Origin of the sequence: Arsenicicoccus cauae (assembly GCF_043162025.1) — a bacterium.
Classification (GTDB): Bacteria; Actinomycetota; Actinomycetes; order Actinomycetales; family Dermatophilaceae; genus Arsenicicoccus; species Arsenicicoccus cauae.
Genome location: NZ_CP171001.1, coordinates 142,336 through 156,852, shown reverse-complemented (window position 1 = coordinate 156,852; position 14,517 = coordinate 142,336). Strand labels below are relative to the sequence as shown.

At 71.1% G+C, this 14,517-nt stretch carries 12 protein-coding genes; 10 read left to right on the top strand and 2 right to left on the bottom strand.

What is annotated here, in order from left to right; translation table 11 throughout:
- The first annotated feature begins 125 nt into the window (after positions 1-125).
- The 8 genes from rpsM to ACF3NS_RS00655 all read left to right on the top strand — a co-directional run bounded on the left by rpsM (position 126) and on the right by ACF3NS_RS00655 (position 11,533).
- On the top strand, positions 126-506 hold the full coding sequence (rpsM, locus tag ACF3NS_RS00690) for a 30S ribosomal protein S13 (protein WP_154591836.1): 381 nt from the start codon (positions 126-128) through the stop codon (positions 504-506).
- 118 nt (positions 507-624) lie between these two features.
- Positions 625-1,029, top strand: coding sequence for a 30S ribosomal protein S11 (gene rpsK, locus ACF3NS_RS00685; protein ID WP_019286330.1), 405 nt, complete (start codon positions 625-627; stop codon positions 1,027-1,029).
- Positions 1,030-1,053: 24 nt separating this feature from the next.
- On the top strand, positions 1,054-1,659 hold the full coding sequence (gene rpsD, locus ACF3NS_RS00680) for a 30S ribosomal protein S4 (protein ID WP_154591837.1): 606 nt from the start codon (positions 1,054-1,056) through the stop codon (positions 1,657-1,659).
- Positions 1,660-1,840: 181 nt separating this feature from the next.
- A complete protein-coding gene (locus ACF3NS_RS00675) occupies positions 1,841-2,857 on the top strand; it encodes a DNA-directed RNA polymerase subunit alpha (protein ID WP_288797601.1) in 1,017 nt (338 codons plus the stop codon).
- Positions 2,858-2,938: 81 nt separating this feature from the next.
- Entirely contained in the window at positions 2,939-3,544 is a 606-nt protein-coding gene (gene rplQ / locus ACF3NS_RS00670; RefSeq protein WP_154591839.1) for a 50S ribosomal protein L17, read from the top strand.
- A 99-nt stretch (positions 3,545-3,643) separates the two neighbouring features.
- Positions 3,644-4,531 carry a tRNA pseudouridine(38-40) synthase TruA gene (gene truA / locus ACF3NS_RS00665; RefSeq protein WP_392467293.1) on the top strand — a complete coding sequence of 296 codons (888 nt, stop codon included), beginning with the start codon at positions 3,644-3,646 and terminating at the stop codon, positions 4,529-4,531.
- Between the two features lie 156 nt (positions 4,532-4,687).
- Entirely contained in the window at positions 4,688-10,471 is a 5,784-nt protein-coding gene (gene pulA / locus ACF3NS_RS00660) for a pullulanase-type alpha-1,6-glucosidase (RefSeq protein ID WP_392467291.1), read from the top strand.
- A 120-nt stretch (positions 10,472-10,591) separates the two neighbouring features.
- Positions 10,592-11,533 (top strand): aldo/keto reductase family oxidoreductase, encoded by a 942-nt coding sequence (locus tag ACF3NS_RS00655; RefSeq protein WP_392467289.1) that lies wholly within the window; start codon positions 10,592-10,594, stop codon positions 11,531-11,533.
- A gap of 17 nt (positions 11,534-11,550) precedes the next feature.
- Here the strand turns inward: ACF3NS_RS00655 and ACF3NS_RS00650 are convergent, their stop codons facing one another.
- Entirely contained in the window at positions 11,551-12,456 is a 906-nt protein-coding gene (locus tag ACF3NS_RS00650) for a hypothetical protein (RefSeq protein ID WP_392467287.1), read from the bottom strand.
- A 78-nt stretch (positions 12,457-12,534) separates the two neighbouring features.
- The gene (locus ACF3NS_RS00645) at positions 12,535-13,134 is read right to left on the bottom strand and encodes a winged helix-turn-helix domain-containing protein (protein ID WP_392467285.1); all 600 of its coding nucleotides are present in this window, start codon (positions 13,132-13,134) and stop codon (positions 12,535-12,537) included.
- A gap of 249 nt (positions 13,135-13,383) precedes the next feature.
- On the opposite strand from ACF3NS_RS00645, the gene rplM reads away from it, so the two are divergent.
- Positions 13,384-13,827: a 50S ribosomal protein L13 gene (gene rplM, locus ACF3NS_RS00640; protein WP_288797604.1), complete on the top strand. Its 444-nt coding sequence runs from the start codon at positions 13,384-13,386 to the stop codon at positions 13,825-13,827.
- A 43-nt stretch (positions 13,828-13,870) separates the two neighbouring features.
- On the top strand, positions 13,871-14,374 hold the full coding sequence (rpsI, locus tag ACF3NS_RS00635) for a 30S ribosomal protein S9 (RefSeq protein ID WP_392467283.1): 504 nt from the start codon (positions 13,871-13,873) through the stop codon (positions 14,372-14,374).
- The last annotated feature ends 143 nt before the right edge of the window (positions 14,375-14,517 follow it).

Below are 14,517 nucleotides of genomic sequence, written 5' to 3'. Positions count from 1 at the left end.
AGGCCGGGGACCGAGATCCTCGTCCGAGCGAGGCGCCCGACCAAGAGGGCGTCGAGCGGCGACGGCGCGGGGTCAGCGGAACGGTGCTGCTCCAGACCTCCGTCCGTATCAGGAGAACCAACCACATGGCTCGTCTCGTTGGAGTCGACCTGCCGCGCGAGAAGCGCGTCGAGGTCGCACTGACGTACATCTTCGGCGTGGGCCGCACCCGCGCCGTTCAGACGATCGCGGCCACGGGCGTCAACCCGGACACGCGCGTCAAGGACCTCACCGAGGAGGAGCTGGTCAAGCTCCGCGACCACCTCGAGGGTAGCTACCAGATCGAGGGTGACCTCCGTCGCGAGATCGCGTCCGACATCCGCCGCAAGGTGGAGATCGGGTCCTACGAGGGCCTTCGCCACCGTCGTGGCCTGCCCGTCCGCGGTCAGCGCACCAAGACCAACGCCCGCACCCGCAAGGGTCCCAAGCGCACGGTCGCCGGCAAGAAGAAGGCCGGCAAGAAGTAACCAACCGATGTGAACCGGACGCCCAGCCGGGGGATTGGAAACCCTCGCGGCGCGGCACATCAGTCGGTCCACTTCACGCACAGTCTTCACTTACCGAGTTACAGGAGAAACCAGCCACATGCCTCCCAAGGGCCGTCAGGCTGCGGCAAAGAAGGTCCGCCGCAAGGAGAAGAAGAACGTCGCCCACGGGCACGCTCACATCAAGAGCACGTTCAACAACACGATCGTCTCGATCACCGACCCGACCGGTGCGGTGATCTCGTGGGCGTCCGCCGGCCAGGTCGGCTTCAAGGGCTCCCGCAAGTCCACGCCGTTCGCCGCGCAGATGGCCGCGGAGGCCGCCGCGCGCCGCGCCATGGACCACGGCATGCGCAAGGTCGACGTGTTCGTCAAGGGCCCGGGCTCGGGCCGCGAGACGGCGATCCGCTCGCTGACCGCGACCGGCCTCGAGGTCGGCGCCATCAGCGACGTCACGCCCACCCCCCACAACGGCGTGCGCCCGCCCAAGCGCCGTCGCGTCTGAGACACGGAAGGAGATAGCTGACTTATGGCTCGTTACACCGGACCCATGAGCAAGAAGTCCCGTCGTCTCAAGACCGACCTCGTCGGTGGCGACCGGAACTTCGAGAACCGCCCCTACCCGCCCGGCATGCACGGCCGCGGTCGCGTGCAGGAGAAGGAGTACCTCCTCCAGCTGCGCGAGAAGCAGAAGGCCCGCTACATGTACGGCGTGCTGGAGAAGCAGTTCCGCAACTACTACGAGACGGCCTCGCGCCGTCCCGGCAAGACCGGCGAGAACCTCCTCCAGATCCTGGAGTCCCGCCTGGACAACGTCGTCTACCGCGCCGGCCTGGCCCGCACCCGTCGTGCGGCGCGTCAGCTCGTCGCCCACGGCCACTTCACGGTCAACGGCGTCCGGGTGGACATCCCGTCCTACCAGGTGACCCAGTACGACATCATCGACATCCGTCCCAAGTCGGTGAACACGTTCCCGTTCGAGCTGGCTCGCCAGACCTTCGGGGACCGCCCGATCCCGGCGTGGATGCAGGTCGTCCCGGGCTCCCTGCGGATCCTGATCCACCAGCTGCCCGTGCGCGAGCAGATCGACGTCCCCGTCGAGGAGCAGCTGATCGTGGAGCTCTACTCGAAGTAATCGGCATCACGACGCATGGCGGTGGGCCGGGTTGCGGCCCGGCTCGCCGCCATACGTCTGAGACCACGGTCCGTCCCGCGGACGGACCGGCCGGCCGGCTCACGGACAGAGGTGAGGGGCCGCCCCGCCAGGGGATTCATGAGACGTCATATAGCGGGCGTCCATGGGAAGGAAGAAAACCGTGCTGATCGCACAGCGTCCGGTGCTCTCGGAGGAGATGCTCTCCGAGGCCCGTTCCCGCTTCACCATCGAGCCCCTCGAGCCGGGCTTCGGCTACACCCTCGGCAACTCGCTGCGGCGCACGCTGCTGTCGAGCATCCCGGGTGCCGCCGTCACCAGCCTGCGCATCGACGGTGTCCTCCACGAGTTCTCCACCGTCCCCGGTGTCAAGGAGGACGTCACGGAGTTCATCCTCAACATCAAGGGCCTGGTCGTCTCCTCGGAGCACGACGAGCCGGTCGTGATGTACCTCCGCAAGCAGGGTCCCGGCGCCGTCACCGCCGCCGACATCACCCCGCCCGCGGGCGTCGAGGTGCACAACCCCGACCTGCACATCGCGACGCTCAACGACAACGGCAAGCTCGAGATGGAGCTGACCGTCGAGCGTGGCCGTGGCTACGTCTCGTCGCAGCAGAACAAGTCCGGCGAGCAGGAGATCGGCCGCATCCCGGTCGACTCCATCTACTCCCCGGTGCTGGCCGTGACCTACAAGGTCGAGGCGACGCGTGTCGAGCAGCGCACGGACTTCGACCGCCTGGTGGTGGACGTCGAGACCAAGAACTCCATGGCTCCGCGCGACGCGATGGCCTCCGCCGGCAAGACGCTGGTGGAGCTGTTCGGGCTGGCCCGCGAGCTCAACGTCGAGGCCGAGGGCATCGACATGGGCCCGTCCCCGACGGACGCCGCGCTCGCCGCCGACCTGGCGCTGCCGATCGAGGACCTCGACCTGACCGTCCGGTCCTACAACTGCCTCAAGCGCGAGGGCATCCACACCGTGGGTGAGCTCGTGGGTCGCAGCGAGGCCGACCTGCTCGACATCCGCAACTTCGGTGCGAAGTCGATCGACGAGGTCAAGGCCAAGCTCGTGGGCATGGGCCTGCAGCTCAAGGACAGCCCGCCCGGGTTCGACCCGTCGACGATCGCCGAGGCGTACGACAGCTACGAGGACGACATCGCCCTCGAGGACGAGCAGTACTGAACTACTGACCGAAAGCAGGACTGACCTCACGGTGCCACGGTCGGCGCCCCCTGCGGTCGGTCGGACTATCTAGGAGAAACCATGCCTACCCCCACCAAGGGTCCTCGTCTCGGCGGCGGTCCGGCCCACGAGCGCCTGATGCTGGCCAACCTGGCCACGTCGCTGTTCGAGCACGACCGGATCACGACCACGGAGGCCAAGGCCAAGCGCCTGCGCCCCCTGGCCGAGCGCATGATCACCTTCGCCAAGCGCGGAGACCTGCACGCTCGTCGTCGCGTCCTCACGGTCGTCCGCGACAAGGGTGTCGTCCACCGCCTGTTCGTGGAGATCGCGCCGGACATGGCGGAGCGCCAGGGCGGCTACACCCGCATCACCAAGATCGGTGCGCGCAAGGGCGACAACGCCCCCATGGCCGTCATCGAGCTCGTGCGCGAGCCCGTCGCCAAGAAGGCCACCGTCAAGGAGGCCGAGGCCGCAACCCGGCGCGCGTCCAGGGACTCCCAGCCGGCCGTCCCGGTCGAGACCGCCGAGCCCGTCGAGGCCCCCGAGGCTGTCGAGACCGAGACGGTGGAGCCGGTCGCCACCCCGGAGGCCGAGGCCCCCGAGGCGCCGGTCGAGGACCAGCCCACCACCCAGGCGGCCGACGCCGCCACGGACAGCACCACCGAGGCCAAGGGCGACGCCTGACCGCGTCCCCGGAGCACAGCAGGGCCCGTCACCCCCACCAGGGGTGCCGGGCCCTGCGGCATACGAGGGGTCCTCGTGCCATCGCTAGGATGGACGCTCATGGAGACCCCGCCGTCCGCCCTGTCCCGACTGCGGGTGGACTTCGCGTATGACGGGACGGGGTTCAGCGGGTGGGCGGCGCAGCCCGGCCGGCGGACCGTCGAGGAGACGCTCGCCGTCGCGTGGCAGACGATCCTGCGCAGCGAGGCGCCGCCGCGGCTGACCGTGGCCGGGCGCACGGACGCGGGGGTGCACGCGCGCGGCGCCGTCTGCCACCTCGACGTCGCGGACGACCTGCTGGCGCGGCTGCCCGGGCGCTCGGACCGGAGACCGGTCGAGGCCGCCGTGACGCGTCTCAACGGGGTGCTCCCCGGCGACGTCGTGGTGCGGGCGGTGCGGGTGGCGCCGGAGGGCTTCGACGCCCGCTTCTCCGCGGTGGAGCGGCGCTACCGCTATCGGCTGCTGGACGACCCGGCGCGCCTGGACCCGCTGCGACGGCACGACACGGCGGTGGTGCGCAGGCCCCTCGACCTGTCCCGCATGCAGGAGGCGTGCGCGGGTCTGGTCGGGCTGCACGACTTCGCGGCCTTCTGCCGGCAACGGGAGGGCGCGACGACGATCCGCACGCTGCTGGAGTACTCCTGGGTGCGTGACGACCAGGGGGTCCTCGTGGCCACCGTCCGCGCCGACGCCTTCTGCCACTCGATGGTCCGAGCGCTGATCGGGGGCGCGGTGCCGGTGGGGGAGGGACGCCGGGACCGTGAGTGGTTGCGGTCGGTGCTGGCGGGGGCCCGGCGAGATCCGGGGGTGGCGGTCATGGCGCCGCACGGGCTCAGCCTGGACGAGGTCGTCTACCCGCCCGACCCGGAGCTGCAGGCGCGGGCGCGAGAGGCTCGGTCCGTGCGGACCCTCCCGGGGGGCCGACCCCCGCGTGGAGAGGACGGCTGACGCGGTTTGCTGCAAGAAGTGCAACTTATTGCAGGGGCTGGGGGGCGGTCTGTCGGTGGCGGGCACCATACTGTCGAGCGGACCACGACGACGTGGCCCGTCAGGTGCCCGCGGACCCCACTGCGGGCATGAGTCTCAGGAGACATCGTGCCGCTCATGATTCGCCGCGCTGCCCGTCCGGCACTGGCCACCCTCGCCGCCCTGGCCCTCGCCGCGATCGGCCTGCCGCAGGCGCCTCTCGCCACGGCGGTCGAGCCCCGCACCGTGACCCTCGTCGGCTCGCTGCAGTCCGAGCTCGGCTGCTCCGACGACTGGCAACCCGCCTGCGAGCAGACGCGTCTCGTGCCCGAGACGGGCACGACGACCTATCAGCGCACCTTCGACGTCCCGGCCGGGTCCTACGAGGTCAAGACCGCGATCAACGGCACGTGGGAGGAGTCCTACGCGCTCGACGGCACCAAGGGCGGAGCCAACGCTCCGCTCGTGCTCCGAGGCCCGGCACGGCTGCAGGTGACGTACGACGACAGCACGCACCGCACCGGTATCACCCCGCTCGGGCTGTCCGGCGGCGCGACCGCGGCTGACAAGGCTCTGGCCGGGGACAGCCTCCGTCCGCCGACGACACGGGAGCGCTTCTACTTCGTGATGGCGGACCGGTTCGCCAACGGCGACCGGTCCAACGACCGCGGGGGTCTTGCCGGAGGTCGGCTCGAGACGGGGCTGGACCCGTCCGACAAGGGCTTCTACCACGGGGGTGACCTGGCGGGGCTGCAGCAGCGGCTGGACTACATCAAGGGGCTCGGCACCACGGCGATCTGGTTGACTCCGTCGTTCAAGAACCGTCCGGTCCAGGGCACCGGGGCCGACGCGAGCGCGGGCTACCACGGCTACTGGGTCACCGACTTCACCCAGATCGACCCGCACCTGGGCAGCAACGCCGAGATGAAGGCCCTCGTCGCCGCAGCGCACGCCAAGGGGATGAAGGTCTACTTCGACATCATCACCAACCACACGGCCGACGTGCTCGACTACGCCCAGAAGCAGTACTCCTACGTGCCGAAGTCGGCGGTCCCCTACAAGACGGCCACGGGTCAGGCGTTCGACGACCGGGACTACGTCAACAAGCAGTTCCCGCCCCTGTCGGCGCAGACGTCCTTCCCCTACACCCCCACCTACCGCACCGAGACCGACAAGACGGTGCGGGTGCCCTCCTGGCTCAACGACCCGACGATGTACCACAACCGCGGAGACTCGACGTGGGCGGGCGAGTCGACGACCTACGGCGACTTCGTGGGTCTGGACGACCTGTTCACCGAGCGTCCCGAGGTGGTCGACGGGATGGGCGACGTCTATGCCGCGTGGGTCGACCTCGGCATCGACGGCTTCCGGATCGACACGGTCAAGCACGTCAATCTCGAGTTCTGGCAGCGGTTCTCTCCGCGGGTCCTGGACCACGCGCGGTCGATCGGCCGCAAGGACTTCTTCATGTTCGGCGAGGTCTACGACGGCGACCCCAAGGTGATGTCCACCTACACCACGGCCGGCAAGCTCCCCGCCACGCTGGACTTCGGCTTCCAGGGCGCAGCCGTGGCCGCCGCCCAGGGCAAGGCCACGACCGGCCTGCGCGACCTGTTCGCCGGCGACGACTACTACACCGACGCCGACTCGAACGCCTACCAGCTGCCGACCTTCCTCGGCAACCACGACATGGGACGCGTCGGCATGATGCTCGCCAAGGCGGGCTACACCGGCGACGAGCTGCTGCAGCGCACGCGGCTGGCCAACGCGATCATGTACCTCACCCGGGGACAGCCCGTCACCTACTACGGCGACGAGCAGGGCTTCGCAGGGGCCGGGGGCGACAAGGACTCGCGCCAGGACATGTTCGCCACCAAGGTCCAGCAGTATGCCGAGGAGCCCGTCATCGGCGGAGCCCCCGGGTCGCGGGACCGCTACGACAGGTCCGCACCGCTCTATCGGACGATCTCCGAGCTGTCTGCGCTGCGGCAGGCCAACCCGGCGCTCGCGGACGGTGCCCAGATCCACCGCTACGCCTCGGACGCGGCCGGCATCTACGCCTTCTCGCGCATCGACCGGGCCACCGGTCGCGAGTACGTCGTCGCCGTCAACAACAGCACCAAGGCCGCGTCCGCCTCCTTCTCGACCTACGTCCGGCAGCGGCCCTTCCTGCCCGTGCACGGCACGACGTCGATCCTCAAGTCCGACAAGGACGGCCGGGTCACCGCGACCGTGCCGCCGCTGTCGGTGAGCGTCTGGTCCTCGACCGGCTCCATGACGCACCGCCCGGCGGCGCCGGCGGTCTACCTCACCTCTCCTGGCGCCGGCGCCGCCGTCGGCGGTCGGGCGGAGATCGCGGCGGCCATCCCCGAGAACACCTTCGCCCAGGTCACCTTCGCCTACCGTCCCGTGGGGACGTCCGGGTGGACCACGATCGGCACCGACGACAATGCTCCCTACCGGGTCTTTCACGACGTGACGGGGATGGCCAAGGGCACGCTGCTCGAGTACCGCGCCGTGGCCAAGGACAGCTCCGGCAACGTGTCGGCGTCCTCGTCATACGGCATCGTCGGGGATCCCGGCAGCGACCCCCTGCCGGGTGGTGGAGGGGTCGGCCCGGTGACCCAGCCCGCGGCGGTGTCCGTCCCGGGCACGCACAACACCGAGATGGGGTGCGCCGAGGACTGGGCCCCGTCCTGCGACCAGGCGCAGCTCGCGCTGGACGCCAAGGACCAGGTCTGGAAGCGCACGTTCACCACGATCCCGGCGGGCCAGCACTCCTACAAGGCGGCGATCAACCGCGCGTGGGACGAGAACTACGGCGCCGGCGGCGTCCGGGGCGGGTCCAACATCGACTACACCGCACCAGGCGGCAACGTCACCTTCTACTACGACCACGCCACGCACTACGCCACCAGCGACGCGCAGGGCCCGATCATCACGGCCCCGGGCTCCTACCAGGCCAAGCTCGGCTGCGGCGGTGACTGGGCACCCGACTGCATGCGGCCGTGGCTGCAGGACCCGGACGGGGACGGCACCTACACCTGGTCGAGCGACCAGATCCCCGCCGGGAGCTACGAGTTCAAGGTGACGCACGGCCTGTCGTGGACCGAGAGCTACGGTGCGGGCGGCGCCGCGGGCGGGGCCAACATGTCCTTCACCGTGCCCTCGGACGGCACGGTCGTCACCATCTCCTACACGATCGGCACCCACATGACGACAGTGAAGACGTCCCGGGCCGGGTCGGCCCCCGACCTCGGCACGCAGCGCGCCGTCTGGGTCGCGCCGGACCTCGTGGCCTGGCCTGCCTCCGGGGTGCCGCAGGGGACCGACCCGGCCCTCCTGCGGTGGCGGCTGCACTGGTCGCCGACCGCACGGCTGGCCATGGACGCCGAGGCGATCACCTCACCCGACGGCGGTCAGGCAGCGCTGACGCGGGACCCTGCGGGCCTACCGGCCGCTGTGCTGGCCTCGCACCCCGAGCTCAAGGGCTACCACGCCCTGCGGCTGGACCGCGCGGCGGCCCGTCAGGCTCCGGAGATCCTCCGCGGGCAGGTGGCCGTGGGGATGTACGACCACCTCGGTCGCATCCAGGACGCCACCGGGGTGCAGACCGCCCTGGTGCTCGACGCGCTGTATGCCGGCCGTGCGGCGGCCCGCTCCTACGGCGTGACCTTCCGCGGGAGCACGGCCTCGCTCGCGGTGTGGGCGCCCACGGCTCAGCAGGTGACCCTCCTGTCGTGGCCCGCCGGGGCGGCAGCCGACGCCCCGGTCTCGAGCGCGACGCGCACCCGGATGGACCGCGGTCAGGACGGTGCCTGGACGGTCACGCGGCCCGGGTTCAAGGACTCGCGCTACGCCTACGAGGTCGTCGTCTACGCACCACGCACCCGCAAGGTCGAGACCAACGTGGTCACCGACCCGTACTCCGTCGCGCTCACGCCTGGCTCCGGTCGCTCCGTGGCGGTCGACCTCGCCGACCCCGCCCTGGCGCCCCGGCTCTGGCGCGAGGCGAAGGCACCGGCCCTGCGGCAGTCCGTGGACTCCACGATCTACGAGCTGCACGTGCGGGACTTCTCGATCGGCGACGAGAGCGTGCCGGCGGCCCACCGGGGCTCCTACCTCGCGTTCGCCGACGAGGGCAACGGCACCAAGCACCTGAGGTCCCTGGCCCGCGCGGGGCTCAACACCGTGCACCTGCTGCCGACCTTCGACATCGCCTCGATCCCCGAGCGGCGCGCAGACCAGCAGACGCCGGGCTGCGACCTCTCGTCCATGGGGCCGGCGAGCGAGGGCCAGCAGGCCTGCCTCGCCAAGGTCGCCGACAAGGACGGCTACAACTGGGGCTACGACCCCTTGCACTGGATGGCCCCCGAGGGTTCCTACGCCTCCACCGACGCCGGCGCTGACGGCGGCGCGCGCGTGGCGGAGTTCCGCACGATGGTCGGTGGTCTGCACCGCTCCGGGCTGCGCGTGGTCCTCGACCAGGTGTTCAACCACACCCCGGCCTCGGGCCAGGACGCCACGTCCGTGCTGGACCGGGTCGTCCCCGGCTACTACCACCGGCTGGACGCCAAGGGCGCGGTCTACACCTCCACCTGCTGCCAGAACATCGCCACGGAGCACGCCATGGCGGAGAAGGCCATGGTCGACGCCGTGGTGCTGTGGGCGCGCCACTACAAGGTGGACGGCTTCCGCTTCGACCTGATGGGGCACCACAGCCGCGAGTCCATGGTCAAGGTCCGGGCCGCGCTCGACGCCCTGACCCCGGCGCGCGACGGGGTCGACGGCCGGACCGTCTACGTCTACGGCGAGGGCTGGAACTTCGGCGAGGTCGCCGACAACGCGCTCTTCCGCCAGGCCACGCAGGGGCAGCTCGGAGGGACCGGTATCGGGTCGTTCAACGACCGGCTCCGCGACGCGGTGCGAGGCGGTGGGCCGTTCGACGACGACCCTCGCGCCCAGGGCTTCGGCTCGGGGGTGGTGACCGACCCCAACGGCAGCCCCGTCGCGGGAGGCGCCGCCGACCTCGCGGGAGACACCGACCTGCTGCAGCTCGGCCTGGCGGGCCAGCTGAGGTCCTTCCGCTTCCGGAGCACGCGGGGGGCGGTCGTCACCGGCGAGCAGGTGGACTACAACGGCGCCAAGGCCGGCTACGCCGACCAGCCGGACGAGGCGATCAGCTACGTCGACGCCCACGACAACGAGACGCTGTGGGACGCGCTCACGATGAAGCTGCCCCGGGCGACCTCCATGGCCGACCGGGTGCGGATGAACACCCTCTCGCTGTCGACCACGGCGCTCGGGCAGTCGCCGAGCTTCTGGCACGCGGGGGCCGACCTGCTCCGGAGCAAGAGCTTCGACCGGGACAGCTACAACAGCGGTGACTGGTTCAACACCCTGTCCTGGACGGGCGCCGACAACGGCTTCGGCCACGGGCTGCCGCCGGCCGGTCCCAACAAGGCGAAGTGGGAGTTCATGCGGCCCCTGCTCGCCGACGCCTCGCTCAAGCCGTCGCCCGCCGACGTGGGGACCGCGACGGCCCAGGCCCAGGACCTGCTGCGGCTGCGCTTCTCCACGCCGCTGTTCCGCCTCGGCACGGCCGACCAGATCAAGGCCAAGCTGAGCTACCCGGTCAGCGGCACGGGCGACGCGCACCAGGGCGTGGTCGTGATGCGGATCGACGACACCCGCGGCACCCCCGTCGACCCCGCGCTGGACGGCGTGGTCGTCGTCTTCAACGCCACGCCCGAGGCGGTCACCCAGTCGGTGCCGGCGCTCAAGGGCACGCCCTTGACGCTGTCTCCCGTCCAGCAGCGGGGCGCGGACGCGGTCGTCCGTGGGTCTCGCTGGGACGCCGCGGCCGGGGTGGCCACCGTCCCCGCCCGCACCGTGGCCGTGTTCGTCCAGCCGGCGCGCTGAGGCACGCTCATCGCCGACGGCGGAGCCCCCGACCGGTCGCCGGCCGGGGGCTCCGCTCGTGATCCGTCCCGCGGCCCGGCACGCCGTGTGGGGGACCGCCGCGTCCGCGAGACTGGGCGGATGAGCGAGCTGGTCTACGGATGCATGGGGCTGGGCGGCGACTGGGACGGCGAGGAGGTCACGGTCGACGCGGTCGATGCGGCCGAACGCGCCGTCCTGGCCGCGCTGGACGCCGGGATGACGACCTTCGACCACGCCGACATCTACCGGCGGGGCAAGGCGGAACGGGCGTTCGGCCTGGTGCTGCAGCGCCATCCCGGGCTGCGGGACCGGATCCGCATCCAGACCAAGGTCGGGATCACCCTGCCGACCGACGACGTCGTGGGCCACTACGACCTGTCCGGCGAGGCCATCCGCACACGGGCCCGAGCGTGTCTCGAGCGGCTGGGCGTCGACCACGTCGACACCCTGCTCCTGCACCGGCCGGACCCGCTGATGGAGCCGCAGGACGCGGCGGACGCCCTGCAGGAGCTGGTCGGCGAGGGCCTGGTGGGCGCCGTCGGCGTGTCCAACTTCTCGGCCGCCCAGATGCGGTCCCTGCAGCGGCACCTCGACCTCCCGCTCGCCGTCAACCAGCTCGAGCTGTCGCTGCATCATCGGGGATTCGTCGAGGAGGGCATCTGCGTCAACACGGCCGCGTCGACCTCGGCGCCCTTCCCCGAGGGGACCCTCGAGCACTGCCGGGAGCAGGGCGTCCAGGTGCAGGCCTGGGGCAGCCTCGCTCAGGGGCGCTACTCGGGCCGGCTCCCGGACGACGCCGAGGGGGCCGATCGTCGGACGGCCCGTCTCGTCGCGAGGCTCGCCGAGGAGCTGGGCGCCACGCGGGAGGAGGTCGTCCTCGGGTGGCTGATGAAGCACCCCGCACGGATCGCCCCAGTGGTGGGCAGCACGGATCCTGACCGCATCGTGGCCTGCGCCGGCGCGCGGCGGGTGGCCGCGTCGATGAGCCGTGAGCAGTGGTACGCCCTGCTCACGTCGGCGCGGGGTGCCGGCGTGCCCTGACGCCGGACCGGTCGGCGTCAGCACTGGTCGCGGACCCGTGCCGCACTCCGGCGACGATCCGCCCGTGCAGCAGGCAGGTAGCCGAGCAGACCCAGCACGGAGACGAGTCCGCCCAGGGCCATGGCCGTCGCCGTGCTCGTGCGGCCGGCCAGCAGCCCCAGCACGGGGGACCAGGCCGCTGCCGCCGCGAAGAAGACCAGCGAGTTGAGCGACAGCACCGTCGCCCGGTTGCCCGAGGTGGCCTCGCGGTGCAGGAGGGCGTTGTGGGCGACGCCCGCGGTGCCGTGCAGGGCGTACGTGAACAGGTAGGCGGCGACCAGCGCGACCGGGCCCGCGGCCAGCCCCATCGCGAGCGCCCCCAGCCCGTTGAGCACGCGGGCAACGATGGCCGTGCGAGGCACCCCGATGCGCTGGTGGAGCCGCCCGGCGAGGGAGGACAGGACGCGGTTGCCGACCACGAGCCGGACGCTGTCGCCGATCACCCTGGGCGTCGCGCGTGCGGAGGCGACGAGCGCGGCGAGCCCGCCGGACCCCGTACCACGGGGTGGGGCATCCTGGGCCCGCGTCTCCCGCAACAGGGCGGACGTCGCCACCAGGTGAACGACGCAGAGCAGGGCGTAGAGGACGAGGGGAAGCAGCAGCGCGCTGTGCCCCCGCCACGGGTGCCAGGCGACCAGCCCGCCGCACAGCAGGGAGCCGGCGGCGATGGTGACCCCGAGGATCGTCCCCTGGGCGGCGAGGTCACCGGCCACCTCGAGGAGCAGCACGGCCAGGCCCTGGAAGGACACGTAGGTGAGCGTCTCGGCGACGCTGAGCCCACGCTCGCGCGCCCACAGCGTCAACACGCCGACCACCAGCCCGACCGGGGCCCACCGGGTGCCGGTCAAGGTGAGGAAGACGGTGCGGGGGGCGAGCGGACGCACGGGAGTCTCTTTCGACGACTGGTCAGTTGTGGGCGGGGGTGGGGGTGTCGGGAGGTGACCAGTGGGCGGGGGTGGGGGTCAGCGACGCCGTGGGGCCTTGTCGAGGTCGATGGGGTAGGCGACGTGGTAGAAGGAGACACGCTTGGCCTCCGGGTTGCCCTGGCCCGCGGTCCGATAAGAGTCGGCCAGCTCGGAGACCCGGTCCCGTAGCTCGGCGAGCTGGGCGTCGGTGACGACGAGCATGGTGTCGTTCATCGAGGCGGCGTCCTGCCAGGAGGAGGGCCAGCGGTGACGGGCGTCCAGCCAGGCGCCGAACTTGTCGTGGAAGTGCTGCAGCCAGTCCCGCTCCAGCCAGCCGAGGGCCGTGTCGGCGTCCTCGTCGTCGTGGAACTCGCTGGGGCTGAACTGGGTGAGGTCGGCGGACGCGGCCCACAGCCGTCGCCGGCCCTGACGGTCACCCACCTCAACCACCAGCCCGACCTCCGCGAGCTTGCGCAGGTGGTATGACGTCGCGCCGCTGTTGGTGCCCATCACCTTCGCGAGCGCGGTTGCGGTGGAAGGCCCCTCGCGTCGCAGTGCCCCCACGAGGCGGGATCGCAGGGGGTGCGCGAGGACCTTGACGGCGGTGGCGGTGAGCCGCACCGATGACAGCGGGGGAGGGGGCGGGGGGATCGTCATACGTGCACAATAGCTTTGCACAGCACGTTTGCACACTTGTTTTGCAAAATGCGTCGGGAGACCCATTGCCGCAGGTCAGAGGCCGTACGGCGGTGCCCCACCCGCCGTTTGGGGTGGCGCGGCTCGGCCGGTAGACTTGAGGACTGTTGTGCCGTGTGCCCTCCGCGGGCGTGCCACCCCAGCGCAGGTCGCCGGGAGCTCACGGCATACCGCCGATACACACTCATCCGAACGTAAGGCAGAACCACCGTGCGTACGTACACCCCGAAGCCGGGCGAGGTCACTCGCACCTGGCACGTGATCGACGCGACCGACGTCGTGCTCGGCCGTCTGGCCGTCCAGGCCGCCACCCTCCTGCGTGGCAAGCACAAGGCGACCTTCGCCCCCCACGTGGACATGGGCGACTTCGTCATCATCATCAACGCCGAGAAGGTCGCCCTCACCGGTGCCAAGCTCGAGAAGAAGATGGCCTACCGGCACTCCGGCTACCCGGGTGGCCTCAAGAGCCAGAGCTACGCCGAGCTGCTCGACAAGGACCCGACCCGGGCCGTCGAGAAGGCCATCCGCGGCATGCTGCCGAAGAACTCGCTGGCCCGCCAGCAGCTGACCAAGCTCAAGGTCTACACCGGCGACAAGCACCCGCACCAGGCCCAGCAGCCTGTCCCCTTCGAGATCACCCAGGTCGCGCAGTAATCCGCCCCCGCGCGACGCTGCCGTAGAGATTTAAGGAAACAACGTGGCTGACACCAGCATCGACGTCGAGAACGTCCTCGACACCGACGAGCCCGAGCTCACCGAGTACACCAGCGAGTCCTCGGCCCCGGTCGAGCCCTCCCGCAAGCCCTCCGCCTCCGCCCCCGGCGCGGCCACCGGTCGCCGCAAGCAGGCCATCGCCCGCGTGCGCATCGTCCCCGGCACCGGCGAGTGGAAGATCAACGGTCGCGGCCTGGAGGAGTACTTCCCCAACAAGGTGCACCAGCAGATCGTCAACGAGCCCCTCAAGGTGCTCGAGCTCGACGGCGCCTACGACGTGCTCGTCCGCGTCCACGGCGGTGGCCCCTCCGGCCAGGCCGGCGCGGTCCGCCTGGGCGTGGCCCGCTCGCTCAACGGTGTGGACGAGCAGCTGAACCGTCCGACCCTCAAGAAGGCCGGGTTCCTCACCCGCGACGCCCGCGTCCCCGAGCGCAAGAAGGCCGGTCTCAAGAAGGCCCGCAAGGCCCCGCAGTACTCCAAGCGCTGATCTGACGCCGCGCCGACGCGCGGGTCCTCGCGCCACCGACGGCGGTCGTCCCTCACGGGGCGGCCGCCGTCCGGCGTCACGGACCGGCGCCGACCTCCTCGACGCCCGCCGTAGTACGGTCGAGAGCAGACCACGCTCAGCTG